Here is a 14,615-nt window from a genome sequence, read left to right as displayed (position 1 = left end):
ACGGGCGGCCATGGACACGTCCGGACTCCGGCGCTCGGCGAGGAGGCGTGCGGTCAGCCGGGCGTGCGCGCGGTGGCCTCGGGGTTGGTGGCGTCGCGGATGACGCGCAGGGCGGCGGTGAGGGCGTCGAGCTGCTCCGGGGCGAGCAGGGCGATGAACCATCGCTCGATCGCGGCGAGGTAGTCGGGGAGGACCTCCTCAAGTCGCCGGGCGCCGTCGGGGGTCAGTGCTGCGAACGTGCTGCGCCTGTCGTCGGGGCAGGACTCGCGCCGGACGAGCCCCCCGCGTTCCAGGCGGTCCACCAGACGGGTGACGCCGCTGGTGGACAGGGAGGTCTGGGCGGCCAGGTCGTTCATGCGCAGCCTGCGGCCGGGGGAGCGGCTCAGGCGCAGCAGGGCGTTCAGGTCGAGGCCGGACAGTCCGGCCCGCTTCCAGGTGGGTTCCAGTTTGGTGAGCAGGCCCGCGTGAGCCTCGAAGATCAGCCCCATGGCGGTCAGGCGGGGGTCGTCGAAGAGTTCGGTCACCCGTCCCATGATAGTTGACGCAAGGATAGTTGACGTGAGGAAGAACTGAGGATAGATATTTGCTCAAGCAAAATTCCTCACCGCAACTAGGAGTGATGGCGATGCGATGGGTGGCGGGATTCCGGTCCGCGCTGGTCGGCCCGTACGAGCAGATCCGGCTCGCGCAGCCGCGCGGATTCGCCGGCCAGACGGTGCGGCAGGCGCTGCGCCTGGCGGGCGGCGGTGAACGGCTGCGGGTGCGGCTGTCCAACCGGTACGGGCGGGAGCCGCTGACGGTCGGGGCCGCCCGTGTCGCGGTGCGCAAGGCGGGCGACGAGATCGTCCCGGAGACCGACCGCGAGGTGCGGTTCGGCGGGGCGGGACAGGTGACGGTCCCGGCGGGCGGGGAGGTGGTCAGCGATCCGGTGGGCCTGGCCGTGGCGGCGGGGGCCGATCTGGCGCTGAGCCTGTTCCTGCCGGGGGAGACCGAGCCCGCGACATACACGGGGTTCGCCGGCGAGACCGCCTACGTCAGCGACGGGGATCTGGTCTCGGCGGCCGCCCTGCCCGGCGCCGAACAGGTCGACGGGCGGTTCTACGCGACCGGCGTGGACGTGCTGGCCCCCGAGGGCCCCCGGATCGCCGTGGCGTTCGGGGACTCGTGGTTCGAGGGGGTCGGCACCACGCCCGGCGCCAACCGGCGTTCGGTCGACGTGCTCAACGAACGGCTCGGCCGCGACTGGGTCGTCAACCAGGGAATCTCCGGCAACCGGCTGCTGACCGACGAGGTCGGCGAACACGGCCTGGCGCGGTTCGACCGGGACGTGCCGTCGGTGCCGGGCGTGACCCACGTCCTGGTCCACTTCGGCATCAACGACCTCGGGCTGCCGGGCATGGTGGGGCTGCCGCCCGCGCGGGCCGCGGACCTGATCGCCGGATTCACCGAGCTGGCCCGGCGCGCCCGTGACGCGGGCCTGACGATCGTCGCCGCCACCGTCGGGCCGTACGCCGGAGCGGTCTACGAGGGGATCAGCACGCCCGAAGGGCTGGCGGCGCGGCGGAGAGTGAACGAGTGGATCCGCACGAGCGGTGTGTTCGACGCGGTCGCCGACGTCGCGCGGGCGGTGGAGAACCCCGACGACCCCGACTTCATCCGGCCGGAGTTCGACAGCGGTGACGGCATGCACCTCAACGACGCCGGGGCCCGCGCCATGGCCGAGGCGTTCCTCGCGGTGGTCGATCTGCGCTGACGGGGCCGCCGGGCCACGGCCGCCGGCGAGTCCCTGACCGCCCGCGCTACCGCGTCGGCGCGGGCGGGGCGGCCGGGGGCGGCGGGGCGAGGTGCAGGCGGCTCAGCAGGATCTGCACGAGTTCCTCGACGACCTCGTCGAGGGTGGCGTCGACCCAGCCGACCGCCCAGTCGTGCATGAGGCCGTTGACGGCTCCGATGAACGCCGTCGCGGTGACCCGGTAGTCGCGGGCGGGGATCTCGCCGCGGGCGGCGGCGTCCTGGGCCTGCTCGTAGAGGAAGTCGATCCAGCGGGCGCGGCGGTCCAGGCGCTGGCGGTCCAGGCGGGGGCTCACGCCGATGATCTCGACGTAGGCGATGCGGGTGTGGCGGGGGTCGCCGGTGGCTCCGGCGGCGTAGGCGCGGAACAGGCGCGCGTACCGGTCGGCGGGGTCCAGGTGCCGCACCTGCGGAAGGACGGCCAGCACGGCCTGCTCGGCGACGTCGTTGACGTACAGGTGCAGCTCGGCCAGCAGGTCTTCCAGCGTGCGGAACTCCTCGTAGAACTGGCGGGTGGACAGCCCGGCGGCCCGGCACACGTCGGTGAGCCTGGTGGCGCGGTAGCCGGGGCCGGCGCCGAACAGGTCCAGGCCCGCCTCCAGGAAGCGTCTGCGGCGTTCGGCCTGCCGTTCGGCCGCCGACCTGCCCCCGTACCGGCCCGCCGCCGGTGTGATCCTGCCCGCCACCGTGTCCTCCGCTTCCGTGCCGCACCGATTGTCGCCCATCGGCCCCGGGCCGGGCCCGCGCCCATGGTGCTCGGCGGCGGCTGCGCACCCGTCTCCCGATCGGGTCTTGTGGCCGGGGTCACGCGTGCCTACTATCGAGTAACAAGTCTGAATATCCCCGTATTCAGACCTGCTCCGCGCCTTCTCCCCTCTCCCACCCCCGGAGGAAGAACATGCAGGCTTCGGCCTTTGCGCGTCGGCGCAGATCCCTGCTCGGCGGCGTCGTGGCGGCCGTGGCGGCCGCCGGCGTCGTGTCCGGCGCCCCCGCCGGCCCGGCGAGCGCCGCCCCCGCGCTGCAGGAGGTGATGCTCGTCGGCAACAACTGGGAAGGCACCGCCGACGCCATCAGGTCCACCGGCGACTTCGCCAGGATCGGCCGGATCAACCTCATCCCCGACAAGGACGAGCGGCTGCGCGAGATCTACCTCAACCCGATCAGGCTCGCCTACTTCCTGGGCATCCGGGAGACCGTCGGCGAGGGCCACGACCAGTTCGTCGACGACATGTACACGACCCCCGACGGCTCGGCCATCGTGGTGTCGCGCCCGAGCTTCGCCGACGTCGCCTCCATCGACACCGCCACCGGCAGGCTCAAGTGGCGGTTCCCCGTCTCCGGCTACCGGTCGGACCACATGGCCGTCTCGCCCGACGGCTCCCGGGTGGCGGTGTCGGCGTCCACCGGCAACACCGTCCACGTGCTGGACATCCGCACGGGACAGCAGGTCGGCTCGTTCGCCACCGGCGACAAGCCCCACGAGAACGTCTTCACCGGCGGCGGCAGGTACATCTGGAACATGTCGATCGGCGAGGTCAACAACGACTTCGACGCCCCCTGGCAGGACTTCCTCAAGGGCGACCGCAAGATCACCATCGCCGACGCCGCCACCTTCAAGCAGGTGAAGGTCATCGACATGCGGCAGCGCCTGGACGCCTTCGGCCGCAAGGACTTCTCCGACGCGGTGCGCCCGGTCGCCTTCACCCCCGACGAGTCCACGCTGTACTTCCAGGTGTCGTTCTTCAACGGCTTCTTCGAGTACGACGTCGCCACCGACAGGATCACCCGGGAGAAGGTGCTGCCGAAGAACCCGGACACCAGCGACGACCGCACCACCTTCGTCAACGACTCCCGCCACCACGGCATGTCGATGAACCCCGCCGGCACCAAGCTGTGCATCGCCGGGACCATGGACGACTACGCCACCGTCGTCGACCGCGCCACCCTCCAGGAGGGCCCGCTGGTGACGGCGTCCAAGCCGTACTGGGCGACCGTCAGCGGCGACGGGCGGGCCTGCGTGATCTCCGAGAGCGGCGCCGACCGGGTCACCGCCATCGACTTCGCCACCGGCCGCAAGATCACATCCGTGCCGGTCGGCGACCACCCCCAGCGGGTCCGCCTGGCCCACCTGCCGGCGGGCTGGACCGGCCCGTCCACCGGCTGACCCCCGCGGACGCCGGGACGCGGCGGTGCGGCACCCCCCGCGTCCCGGCCTCGCCGGGCGCGCCTCGCGGCAGTTCTCACCGGCATCGTCGGCTACCGTGCGTTTGAATACCGACGTATTCAGAGTCGGAGGCGGGCGGTGGACCGCCGGCGACGAGGCGCTCGCCCGGCACGCCCGCCGGGACGCCGTGCGAGGCCCGGCGGCGGTCGGAGAAGGAGACGGTATGGACGCCGATGTGATCATCGTCGGGGCGGGGCTGGCCGGTCTGGTGGCGGCGCACGAGCTGACCCGCCGGGGCCGGAAGGTGGCGCTGCTGGACCAGGAGAACGCCGCCAACCTCGGCGGGCAGGCGTTCTGGTCGTTCGGCGGCCTGTTCCTGGTCGACTCGCCCGAGCAGCGCCGCCTGCGGGTGCGCGACTCCTTCGAGCTGGCCTGGCACGACTGGCAGGCCAGCGCTCGGTTCGACCGCCTGGACGACGAGGACTCCTGGGCGGTGCGCTGGGCCCGCGCCTACGTCGAGTTCGCCGCCGGGGAGAAGCGATCCTGGCTGCTCGGCCACGGCATCAGGCTGACGCCGATGGTCGGCTGGGCCGAACGCGGAGACCTGCGCGCCGACGGCCACGGCAACTCCGTGCCGCGCTTCCACGTGGCGTGGGGCACCGGCACCGGCGTGGTCGGGCCGTTCGTGCGCAGCGCCCGGCAGGCCGCCGACGCCGGCCTGCTGACCTTCCACCACCGCCACCGGGTGGACGAACTCATCCTGGACGGCGGGGCCGTTACCGGAGTGCGCGGCACGCTGCTGGCCCCCGACGAGGCCCCGCGCGGCGCGCCGTCCAACCGCCGGGCCGTGGGCGAGTTCGAGCTGACGGCCCAGGCGGTCGTCCTCACCACCGGAGGGATCGGCGGCAACCACGACATGGTGCGCCGGCACTGGCCCGAACGGCTGGGCACCGCCCCCGCCAACATGATCACCGGCGTGCCCGCCTACGTCGACGGGCGGATGCTCGACATCAGCGCCGAGGCCGGGGTGCGGCTGGTCAACCGGGACCGGATGTGGCACTACACCGAGGGCGTGCGCAACTGGGACCCCGTCTGGCCGGGGCACGCCATCCGCATCCTGCCCGGCCCGTCGTCGATGTGGTTCGACGCGCTCGGGCGGCGGCTGCCCGACCCCTGCCTGCCCGGCTACGACACCCTGTCCACCCTGAGGTACCTGCGCACCACCCCCGACCTGGCCGGACACGACCACTCCTGGTTCGTCCTCACCCAGAAGATCATCGAGAAGGAGTTCGCGCTGTCGGGCTCGGAGCAGAACCCCGACATCACCAGCGGCGACCGCAAGGCGGTGCTGCGTGAACGGCTGCTGGCCAAGGGCGCGCCCGGCCCGGTGGAGGCGTTCAAGCGCCACGGCGCCGACTTCGTCGTGGCCGCCACCCTGGAGGAGCTGGTGGACAAGATGAACGCCCTCACCGACGAACCCCTGCTGGACGCCGCGCTGCTGCGCCGCCAGATCCAGGCCCGCGACCTGCAGGTCACCAACCCCTACAGCAAGGACTCCCAGATCCAGGGCATCCACAACGCGCGCCGCTACCTGGGCGACCGGCTCAGCCGCGCCGCCGCCCCGCACCGCATCCTGGACCCGGCCGCCGGCCCCCTCATCGGCGTCAAGCTGCACATCCTCACCCGCAAGACCCTCGGCGGCATCCAGACCGACCTGGAGTCGCGCGCCCTCGGGCTGGACGGGCGGCCCCTCGACGGGCTGTACGCGGCCGGTGAGGTCGCCGGATTCGGCGGCGGCGGAGTCCACGGCTACAACGCCCTCGAAGGCACCTTCCTCGGCGGCTGCCTGTTCTCCGGCCGCGCCGCCGGCCGCTCCCTGGCCCGCGACCTGTCCTGACGCCCCGCGCGCCGGCCCGCCGGCGACGGCCCGTACGGGGCGAACCCGGTCATATCGAAGTACTCCGAAACTTCGGTGGAGAGCGGTACCCTGCGCCCATGGCGGAGACTGCGCCCACACCGGATCCCGACCTGGTCAGCGCGTTGCGGGCGCTGTCGAACCCCGTGCGACTGCAGCTGCTGCAGTGGCTGCGCGAGCCGGAGCGCCACTTCCCGATGGACCAGGCGATCGCCGATCCGGCGGAGGTCGGCGTGTGCGTGAGCCACATCCAGGCCAGGGCGGGGCTGGCCCAGTCGACGGTGTCGGCGTACATGGCCGAGTTGCAGCGGGCGGGCCTGGTGCGGGCCACGCGCGTGGGCAAGTGGACCCACTACAAGCGCGACGAGCAGCGGATAGCCCAGTTCGTCGCCGCGCTCGGCAAGACGCTGTAACCCCAAGGGCGTCCCCTGCCGGGCCCGGCGGTTGCGGTACATATCGAGATTCTGCGATAGTTCGATATGTTCTGCTGAGGGCGTTCACGAAGGGACGTTCGATGGGTGGCATCGATGGCCTTGACCTGGGCCGGTTCGGCGTCTGGACCTTCGACTTCGAGCACCTGCCCGCCGCGCGGACGCGCGAGTCGGTCCAGGAGCTGGAGGAGCGGGGCTGGCCGACCGTGTGGATACCCGAGCTGCTCGGGCGCGAGGCGCTCACGCACGCCGGGTACCTGCTGTCGTGCACCGAGCGGATGCGCGTCGTCAACGGCATCGCGCAGATCTGGTCGCGCGGGGCCCGATGGACGTACGGGGCCGCGCTCCTGCTCGCCGACGCCTACCCCGACCGGCACGTCCTCGGCCTCGGGTTCGGCGGCGAGCCTCGGCCGGGCACCAGGCCCCTGGCCGGCATGATCGAGTACCTCGACGAGATGGACGCGCTGGAGACGGTCAACCCCCGGCCGGAGGCGCCGATGCGCCGCGTCCTGGCCGCGTACGGGCCCAAGATGCTGGAGCTGGCCCGCGACCGCGCCGCCGGGGCCCACACCTACCACGTCAACGTGGCGCACACCGCGCAGGCACGGGAGATCCTCGGGCCGGACGCGTTCCTGGGCGTCGAGCAGGCGGTGCTGTTCGAGTCCGACCCGGACACGGCCCGCGCGCTCGCGCGCGAGCACCTGCGGCCCTACCTGACCACCCCGTACAACATCGCGAAGTTCCGCCGGCTGGGCTACTCGGAGGACGAGATCGCCCACGGCGGCAGCGACCGCCTCGTCGACGACCTGGTGTTCTGGGGCGACCTGGACGCCATCGTGGGCAAGCTGCACGCCCACGTGGAGGCCGGCGCCGACCACGTCGGCGTCCAGGTGATCGGCATCCAACCGGGCGGGTCCGCGATGCCGTACTGGCGTCAGCTCGGCGAAGCACTCCTCACCCCCTGATACCGGCCCGTTGGGTCGGCCACGCCCCGGGCCGCCGCGTCCCGCACCTGGACGGTGCGGCCGGGCGCCTGGCGGCTGCCGACGTCCCGAACGGACCCGTCCGTCACGTGACGCGGTGATGATCGGCGCAACCGCCGAACCAGATCGTTCCTTCGGGAGTCTGAGGGGTGTCGTCGAGTCCCGGGGGTGTGCGAGTGAGTGACGCGGAGCTGGCCGAGCTGGTCGAGATGGCGGCGGACGAGCCGCGCAAGGCCAGGTCGGGGGTGACCAGGCTCGCGCGGCCCCTGCCCGCCAAGGAGCTGGCGCCGTTCTTCGAGCGGGCGTGCCGCGAGTTCGCCGCCGCCGACGAGAAAGAGCTGGCGACGTGGGCGTTCACCCAGGCGCGCAAGGCGGACAAGAACCACCCGGCGCTGGTCGACATGGACCGCCTGCACCGGGTGTTCCTGGAGTTCACCCCCATGGGCGTGGTCGCGCCGACGGCGTTGCGCGACCTCGTCAAGCTGATGGGCGAGCGGCTGGCGCCCGAGGAGGCGTACGACCGGTACGGCGAGATCCTGGACGCCGCGTTCGCCGACGACCTCGTCCCGTACGCGCGGATCTACCCCGACGCGCGCACGCTGGCGAAGGCCGCGAAGATCAAGAAGGTTCGGGCCGAGGACGACCTCACCGGACGGCTGCTGCGCACGGGGGCGCTGCGGTACGCCTCGCACGCGGTGTGGAACGCCGCCGAGAACTCCCTGGTGCGGCTGGCCGGCGGCGACGAGGAATTGATGCGGCTGCTGATCGCCGCCGAGCCGGACGACGGCGTCGAGGACGATCCCGACCTCGCCGAGCAGATCCGGCAGATGTGGCTGGCGGCGCTGGCCAGGGCGGGCGCGGGTGCCCACCTGGCGGAGGAGTGGTTCGCCGAGCACGCGAGCCGGTGCGAGCCGAAGGTGCTGGTCCAGCTGGTCGGGCAGGCGGGCGAGCGGCTGCTGCCGGACGAGCGGCCCGAGATCGATCCGGCCGCCGACCTGGTGTTCGGCCCCGCCCCGAAGCGCGGGTCGAGCTTCGAGTGGGCCGACGAGGAGAAATTTCCGCGCTGGTGGGACGCCACGCTCGACATGGCCGACCTCGCCGCCCGGATCGAGCGGGCCCCCGCCGCGTTCGCCCGGCAGATGGACGCCTTCGTCGCCAACCTGGGTTACTACGCCAACGTCGACTACGTCGCCACGTTGCGCAGGATGTGGCGGGAACCGGCGATCCAGGACGTGCTGCGCGAACAGGTCGCCACCTGGAAGGCCGAGGCCGCCTCCGCGTCGCTGCCCGTCCTCGCCCGGGCCGTGCACCGCCTGCTGCGGCTGGCCGACCACGACTACGCCGAGCTGGACCCCGGCTTCGCGGACGGCCTGGAGATCACCGACCCGGTGGACGCCCTGCACGCCGCCCTGCGCGGCGGCATCCCCGAGGAACTGCACTTCCCGCACGCCACGTGGAGCCGCAACCTGGGCGGCCACGTGGCGCTCGTCCAGAACGGCGACCATCTGACGGTCGCCCGCGGCGTCCACTGGACCGACGTGTACACCCCCGACGGGAAGATCCCCGAGATCAGGATCCGGAAGGACGCCGACGATCTGGCGCTGTGGTACGACGGCGAGGAGTTCCTGGCTTCGCTGGACGTGCGCGGCTCCCTGCTGACGTTCCGCGCCTACAGCGACGGCTTCGAGACTCGCCTGACACTCGACCCCGCGACGCGCAACCGGCGTCCGGACGGCCCCGCCGAGGCCGAAGTCACGTTCCCGGCGGCGGACGAGCCGTCGCGCGTCGCGTTCCGCGAGGGCGTGATCAGCGTGATCGCCCCCGACGGCACCCTGACCGCCCGGCTGCCGTACGCGCCGCGTCAGTCGCTGTCGAAGGAGAAGTGGGTACCGGTCTACCCGCCCGGCTGGTGGCCCCATCTGCGGCCGGTCGACCCCGACGGCTCGGCCGCGCTGCGCGACCTCGACCGGAAGCAGGCCGCGCGGCTGGTGGAGACGACCCTCGTCGGGCGCGGGGCCGCCCGCGACGCGTGGTCGGTGCTGGTGCCCGAGATCACGGCGCCCGCCCTGCACGACGGCGTGATCGAGCACGCCCGCGGCGCCGCCGAGTGCGTGCTGAACGGCGTGCGCCTGCGCGAACGGCTCGGCCTGCCGCTGCCCGCGGAGCCGCCGTCGCCGCTGTGGACGCGTCCCGACCTTCCGGCCGGCGGCGCCCTGTCCAACCTGCCGGGCATCCGGTGGGTGGAGGGGGTCGTCCGAGACGCCATGGAGATCCCGGCGCCGTCCGAGCCCCGTCCGGTGCGGGTCGTGCCCCTTCCCGAGCCGCGCTCCGGACTGTCGGTGGCGTTCGGCGGGACGGGCCTGGCCGCGCTGGGCGCCGTCTGGCCGTGGAACACCGAGCGCAGCCGCAGGATCGCGCTGGAGGGTCTGAACGCGTGGGCGAACACCGCGCGCGGCGACGGGTCCGGACGCTGGCGGCTGCTGCGTCTCACCCCCGAGGACGGCCGGCACAAGGAGGACTCGGCCGGCGAGGTGTGGCGGACGCCGCGCGGAGTCCTGCTCCTCGGCCACTACAGCAGCCACGACAAGACGCTGGGTGTGTGGGAGTACGCGCCCGACGGCGCGTTCGGCCCCGTGGAGCTGCCGGGATGGCGCGAGCACAGGACGCCCGTGCCGCAGGGATGGGGCGGCGCCGACCGCGTCCTGGCCCTGCGGCGGCTGCTCGACGAACGCGGCCCCCTCCACGCCGACCCCGCCTGGGTCCACGAGCTCGCCGAACGCACCGGCATGTCCACGACCGACGCCGCCATGATCATCTTCGGGGTCCGCTTCTACACCTTCACCCACTACACCCCGCGCGACGCGTTCCCCGCCGAGATCCTCGCGTTCTACCCCGAGGGCGGTACCAACGACGTGCCCTACCCGCTGCAGGACGCCGTCACCGAGTGCCTCATGCCGGACGACCCCGCCGACCTGTGGGAGCACGGCCCGGACATCGCCCGCGCCGCCGACCGCTACCTGGAACTGCGCGACGCACCGGTATAGGCGACAGTTGACGACGAGCTCCACGGAAACCTCCGGGTAGGTTGGCCGTCATGGACGATCGGCCGACTCTTGACGCGATCCGGCGTGCGCCGAAGGTGCTGCTGCACGACCACCTCGACGGCGGGCTGCGCACGGAGACCATCGTGGACCTGGCCCGCGACGAGGGATACGACGCGCTGCCCTCCACGGACCCCGACAACCTGCGGACCTGGTTCGAGGAGGCGTCCAACTCCGGGTCGCTGGAGCGGTACCTGGAGACCTTCTCCCACACCGTCGGGGTCATGCAGTCGGCCGAGGCGCTGACCCGGGTGGCCTACGAGTGCGCCGAGGACCTGGCCGCCGACGGCGTGGTGTACGCGGAGGTGCGGTACGCGCCCGAGCAGCACACCCGCAACGGGCTGACGCTGCCGCAGGTGGTCGAGGCGGTCCTCGAGGGCTTCAAGGCGGGGGAGCGCGCCCACGGCATCCGCATCGGCACGCTGGTGACCGCGATGCGGCACCAGGCGCGCAGCATGGAGATCGCCGAGCTGGCCGTCCGGTACCGGGACGAGGGCGTGGTCGGGTTCGACATCGCCGGCGCCGAGGCCGGGTACCCGCCCACCCGCCACCTGGACGCCTTCGAGTACCTGCAGCGCGAGAACGCCCACTTCACCATCCACGCGGGCGAGGCGTTCGGGCTGCCGTCGATCTGGCAGGCGATCCAGTGGTGCGGCGCCGACCGGCTCGGCCACGGCGTGCGGATCATCGACGACATCGACGCGACCGACGGCGACGCGCCCGTGCTGGGCCGGCTGGCCGCCTACGTGCGCGACAAGCGGATCCCGCTGGAGATGTGCCCGACGTCCAACATCCAGACCGGCGCGGCCAAGTCGATCGCCGAGCACCCGATCGGGCTGCTGCGCCGGCTGCACTTCCGGGTGACGGTCAACACCGACAACCGGCTGATGAGCGGCACCAGCGTGTCCCGCGAGTTCCACAAGCTGGTGGAGGCGTTCGGCTACGGCTGGGACGACCTGCAGTGGTTCACCGTCAACGCGATGAAGTCGGCGTTCGTCGGGTTCGGTGAGCGGCTGGAACTGATCAACGGTGTGATCAAGCCCGGGTTCGCGCAGCTCAAGTGGCGCGGCGCCCGTCCGCTGGCATGACCGCGCCGCACCGGTTCCGCTCCACGCCCGCACGGGTCGGCGCCTGGCTGTGGCTGGCGTTCGCCGCGCTGAACCTGGCGGACATCGTGCTGCGCGGCCGCGACCTGACGTCGGCGGCGACGGCCGCCGTGCTGCTGCTGGGCTGCGGCATCGCCTACGTCGTGGGGCTGCGGCCCGTGATCGTCGCCGACGAGCGCGGCGTCACCGTCCGCAACCCGCTGCGCGACACGCGGATGCCGTGGCCCGCGATCAAGAAGATCGAGCCCACCACCGCCGTGACGATCACGTTCGCGGACGCCGGCGGCGCCGAGCGCACCATCCGCGCGTGGGCCCTGCAGACCTCGCCGCGCGCCCAAGCCAAGGCCGAGCGCGCCGCCCGGCGCGCGGAGTCCGGCGGCGACCCGCGCCAGGTCATGCTGCCCGCCGTGATGCGCGACGGCGGTGCGGCCTCGGGGACCGGCGGCGGGTCCAGGGTGCCGCCCAACGCGGCCGGGAGGACGCCCACGATGTTCGTGGCGCAGCAGCTCAACGACATGCGGACCCGCCACCGCGGCGGGCAGGCCGCCGAGCGGGCCGCCGAGGGCTCGGTGGGCTGGGCGTGGCCCGCCGTGGCGAGCGTGGCCGTGCCCGCGGCGGCGTCGGTCGTGCTGGTCCTGGCCGCCTGGCTCAGCTGAGCCCGATGGCGGACGCCAGGTCGTCGCGCAGCCGGTCCAGGTCGGCGGCCGCGCGGGCGCGCACGGCGTCCACGTCCTCGCCGTCCCCGACCGGGTGGACGACCTGCAGGTAGCACTTGAGCTTCGGCTCGGTGCCCGACGGGCGGACGACCACCCGCGCCGACGCCAGCCGGAACCGCAGCGCGTCGGTCGGCGGCAGGCCGCCGGCCCCGTCCGACAGATCGTCGACGGCCTCCACGTCGCGGCCGCCCAGCCGGGACGGGGGAGCCGCGCGCAGCCGGGCCATCGCCTCGCCGATCAGGTCCAGGTCGGTGACGCGGATCGTCAGCGGGGCGGTGGCGTGCACACCGTGCCGGCGGGCCTGGTCGTCCAGCAGGTCCAGCAGCGTGCGGCCGTCGCGCCCGGCCTCGGCGGCCAGGGCGGCCACGGTGAGGGCCGCGCCGATGCCGTCCTTGTCGAGCACGACCACGCCGTCGTCGCCGCCCGCGCTGTAGCCGAGGGCCTCCTCGTACCCGTAGACGAGCCGGTCGCCGGGCCGCTCCGCCTTCATGATCCACTTGAAGCCGGTGAGGGTCTCGGCGAACCGCACCCCGTGCTCGCGGGCGAGCGCGCCGAGCAGGGACGACGACACGATCGTGGTGACGACCAGCCGGTCCCGGCCCGTGGTGTGACGCAGCACGTGCTCGGCCAGCAGCCCGCCGATCTCGTCGCCGGTCAGCGTCCGCCAGCCGCCGTCGCGGCCCGGTACGGCCACGGCGCAGCGGTCCGCGTCCGGGTCGTTGGCGATCACCAGGTCGGCGCCCGAGGACGCCGCCAGGCCGACCACCAGGTCCATGACGCCCGGTTCCTCGGGGTTGGGGAACGCGACGGTGGGGAAGTCGAGGTCCGGCTCGGCCTGCTCGGGGACGACGGCGGGGGCGGGGAAGCCCGTCCAGGCGAAGGCGCGTTCCAGCACGTCCCGCCCGACGCCGTGCAGCGGCGTGTAGGCCACCGAGACGTCGCGGGCGTCGCCGAGCGGCAGGTGCGACAGAGCGTGCAGGTACGCCTCGACGATCTCGTCGCCGAGCACCGTCCAGCCCTCGCCGAGCGGCAGCTCGTCGACCCGGCCGACCGCGTCGATCGCCGCCGAGATCTGCGCGTCCACCGGCGGCGTGATCTGGACGCCGTCGCCCCAGTACACCTTGTAGCCGTTGTCGCGCGGCGGGTTGTGGCTGGCCGTCACCATGATCCCCGCCGCGGCGCCCAGGTGCCGGACGGCGAACGCCAGCACGGGGGTGGGCAGCGGACGCGGCAGCAGCCACACCCGCAGCCCCGCCCCGGTCAGCACCGCGGCGCTGTCGAGGGCGAACCGCTCCGAGCCGTGCCGCGCGTCGTACCCGATCACCACGCCCGCGCCCTCGTCGTCGGGCGGCGGCTCCTGCAGCAGCCGGGCGGCGATCCCGGCGGCGGCGCGCATGACCGTGACCCGGTTCATCCGGTTGGGGCCCGCGCCCAGCTCGCCGCGCAGCCCGGCCGTGCCGAACTCCAGCCGCGCGCCGAACCGGTCGGCCAGCGCAGCCTCGTCGCCGGCGTCCAGGATCGCGCGCAGCTCGTCGCGGGTGGCCGGGTCGGGGTCCTGGGCCAGCCAGTCCTCGGCCCGGCCGCGGTAGTCGCTCATGACGGCCTCTTACAGCTTCGACAGCACGGTGCCCAGCAGCGCGCCCATGCGGGCGGCGGCGGCCCGGCCCGCCGCCAGCACCTCCTCGTGGTCCAGCGGCTGGTCGCTCAGCCCGGCCGCGATATTGGTGACCAGGGAGATCCCCAGCACCTCCGCGCCGCCCTCGCGCGCCGCGATCGTCTCCAGCACCGTGGACATGCCCACCATGTCGGCGCCCAGCGCCCGCAGCATGCGGATCTCCGCCGGGGTCTCGTACGTCGGGCCGCGCAGCGCCGCGTACACGCCCTCGCTGAGCGTGGGGTCGACCTCGCGGGCCAGGGCCCGCAGCCGCGCCGAGTACGCCTCGGTCATGTCCAGGAACGTCGCGCCCGTCAGCGGGTTGCCGCCGGTGAGGTTGAGGTGGTCGGCGATCAGCACCGGGTCGCCGACCCGCTGGTGCTCGGGCCGCAGCCCGCCGGCCGCGTTCGTCAGCACCACCGTGCCCACCCCGGCGGCCAGCGCCGTGCGCACGCCGTGCACCACGGGGTCGACGCCGCGTCCCTCGTACAGGTGGGTGCGGCCGAGGAACACCAGGGCGCGGCGCCCGGCGACCTCCACCGCGCGGATCCGGCCCGCGTGGCCCTCCACGGCGGGCGGCGCGAACCCGGGCAGCTCGGTCACCGCCAGCTCGGCCACCGGCTCGCCCAGGGCGTCGGCGGCCGGCACCCATCCCGAGCCCATCACCAGGGCGACGTCGAAGGAGTCCAGGGACGTGCGGGCGCGCAGCTGCTCGGCCGCCGCCCGGGCCAGGTCGAACGCGTCAGTGCTCACG

Annotated in this window: 12 protein-coding genes; 8 read left to right on the top strand and 4 right to left on the bottom strand. The window is 73.5% G+C overall.

Going from position 1 to position 14,615, the window contains the following annotated elements; all coding sequences use genetic code 11:
* Positions 1 to 53: 53 nt before the first annotated feature.
* Positions 54 to 524, bottom strand: coding sequence for a MarR family transcriptional regulator (locus tag ABZ801_RS25370; protein WP_360702088.1), 471 nt, complete (start codon positions 522 to 524; stop codon positions 54 to 56).
* A gap of 95 nt (positions 525 to 619) precedes the next feature.
* On the opposite strand from ABZ801_RS25370, the gene ABZ801_RS25365 reads away from it, so the two are divergent.
* Positions 620 to 1,753, top strand: a complete 1,134-nt coding sequence (locus ABZ801_RS25365) for a GDSL-type esterase/lipase family protein (RefSeq protein WP_344943809.1) — start codon at positions 620 to 622, stop codon at positions 1,751 to 1,753.
* A gap of 46 nt (positions 1,754 to 1,799) precedes the next feature.
* Here ABZ801_RS25365 and ABZ801_RS25360 read toward each other — a convergent pair whose 3' ends face one another.
* Positions 1,800 to 2,477 carry a TetR/AcrR family transcriptional regulator gene (locus tag ABZ801_RS25360; protein WP_344943806.1) on the bottom strand — a complete coding sequence of 226 codons (678 nt, stop codon included), beginning with the start codon at positions 2,475 to 2,477 and terminating at the stop codon, positions 1,800 to 1,802.
* A gap of 212 nt (positions 2,478 to 2,689) precedes the next feature.
* Between ABZ801_RS25360 and ABZ801_RS25355 the strand changes: the two genes are divergently transcribed.
* The 7 genes from ABZ801_RS25355 to ABZ801_RS25325 all read left to right on the top strand — a co-directional run bounded on the left by ABZ801_RS25355 (position 2,690) and on the right by ABZ801_RS25325 (position 12,147).
* Complete coding sequence (locus ABZ801_RS25355; RefSeq protein ID WP_344943804.1) at positions 2,690 to 3,955, top strand: YncE family protein; 1,266 nt, start codon at positions 2,690 to 2,692, stop codon at positions 3,953 to 3,955.
* Positions 3,956 to 4,178: 223 nt separating this feature from the next.
* The gene (locus ABZ801_RS25350) at positions 4,179 to 5,852 is read left to right on the top strand and encodes an FAD-binding dehydrogenase (protein WP_344943801.1); all 1,674 of its coding nucleotides are present in this window, start codon (positions 4,179 to 4,181) and stop codon (positions 5,850 to 5,852) included.
* Between the two features lie 98 nt (positions 5,853 to 5,950).
* Positions 5,951 to 6,283, top strand: a complete 333-nt coding sequence (locus tag ABZ801_RS25345; RefSeq protein WP_344943798.1) for a metalloregulator ArsR/SmtB family transcription factor — start codon at positions 5,951 to 5,953, stop codon at positions 6,281 to 6,283.
* Positions 6,284 to 6,384: 101 nt separating this feature from the next.
* Positions 6,385 to 7,266 carry a TIGR03620 family F420-dependent LLM class oxidoreductase gene (locus ABZ801_RS25340; protein WP_344943791.1) on the top strand — a complete coding sequence of 294 codons (882 nt, stop codon included), beginning with the start codon at positions 6,385 to 6,387 and terminating at the stop codon, positions 7,264 to 7,266.
* Between the two features lie 194 nt (positions 7,267 to 7,460).
* The gene (locus ABZ801_RS25335) at positions 7,461 to 10,328 is read left to right on the top strand and encodes a hypothetical protein (protein ID WP_360702082.1); all 2,868 of its coding nucleotides are present in this window, start codon (positions 7,461 to 7,463) and stop codon (positions 10,326 to 10,328) included.
* A gap of 50 nt (positions 10,329 to 10,378) precedes the next feature.
* Positions 10,379 to 11,473: an adenosine deaminase gene (locus ABZ801_RS25330; RefSeq protein ID WP_344943785.1), complete on the top strand. Its 1,095-nt coding sequence runs from the start codon at positions 10,379 to 10,381 to the stop codon at positions 11,471 to 11,473.
* A complete protein-coding gene (locus ABZ801_RS25325) occupies positions 11,470 to 12,147 on the top strand; it encodes a PH domain-containing protein (RefSeq protein ID WP_360702079.1) in 678 nt (225 codons plus the stop codon). The genes ABZ801_RS25330 and ABZ801_RS25325 overlap by 4 nt, the downstream gene beginning before the upstream one ends.
* Here ABZ801_RS25325 and ABZ801_RS25320 read toward each other — a convergent pair.
* Together ABZ801_RS25320 and ABZ801_RS25315 are read right to left on the bottom strand one after the other, a co-directional pair.
* Positions 12,140 to 13,804: a phospho-sugar mutase gene (locus tag ABZ801_RS25320; protein WP_360702077.1), complete on the bottom strand. Its 1,665-nt coding sequence runs from the start codon at positions 13,802 to 13,804 to the stop codon at positions 12,140 to 12,142. The two genes, ABZ801_RS25325 and ABZ801_RS25320, sit on opposite strands and share 8 nt — an antisense overlap.
* Before the next feature lie 9 nt (positions 13,805 to 13,813).
* The gene (locus ABZ801_RS25315; protein WP_360702074.1) at positions 13,814 to 14,614 is read right to left on the bottom strand and encodes a purine-nucleoside phosphorylase; all 801 of its coding nucleotides are present in this window, start codon (positions 14,612 to 14,614) and stop codon (positions 13,814 to 13,816) included.
* Between the last annotated feature and the right edge of the window lies 1 nt (position 14,615).

Origin of the sequence: Actinomadura sp. NPDC047616, assembly GCF_040642915.1 — a bacterium.
Lineage (GTDB): Bacteria > Actinomycetota > Actinomycetes > Streptosporangiales > Streptosporangiaceae > Spirillospora > Spirillospora miaoliensis.
This window is presented reverse-complemented; position numbering and strand designations above follow the sequence as displayed.

Coding starts and splice junctions, on each gene's coding strand:
- ABZ801_RS25365 (WP_344943809.1), top strand. CDS start 620: ATGGCGATGCGATGGGTGGCGGGATTCCGGTCCGCGCTGGTCGGCCCG.
- ABZ801_RS25355 (WP_344943804.1), top strand. CDS start 2,690: ATGCAGGCTTCGGCCTTTGCGCGTCGGCGCAGATCCCTGCTCGGCGGC.
- ABZ801_RS25350 (WP_344943801.1), top strand. CDS start 4,179: ATGGACGCCGATGTGATCATCGTCGGGGCGGGGCTGGCCGGTCTGGTG.
- ABZ801_RS25345 (WP_344943798.1), top strand. CDS start 5,951: ATGGCGGAGACTGCGCCCACACCGGATCCCGACCTGGTCAGCGCGTTG.
- ABZ801_RS25340 (WP_344943791.1), top strand. CDS start 6,385: ATGGGTGGCATCGATGGCCTTGACCTGGGCCGGTTCGGCGTCTGGACC.
- ABZ801_RS25330 (WP_344943785.1), top strand. CDS start 10,379: ATGGACGATCGGCCGACTCTTGACGCGATCCGGCGTGCGCCGAAGGTG.
- ABZ801_RS25325 (WP_360702079.1), top strand. CDS start 11,470: ATGACCGCGCCGCACCGGTTCCGCTCCACGCCCGCACGGGTCGGCGCC.
- ABZ801_RS25320 (WP_360702077.1), bottom strand. CDS start 13,804: ATGAGCGACTACCGCGGCCGGGCCGAGGACTGGCTGGCCCAGGACCCC.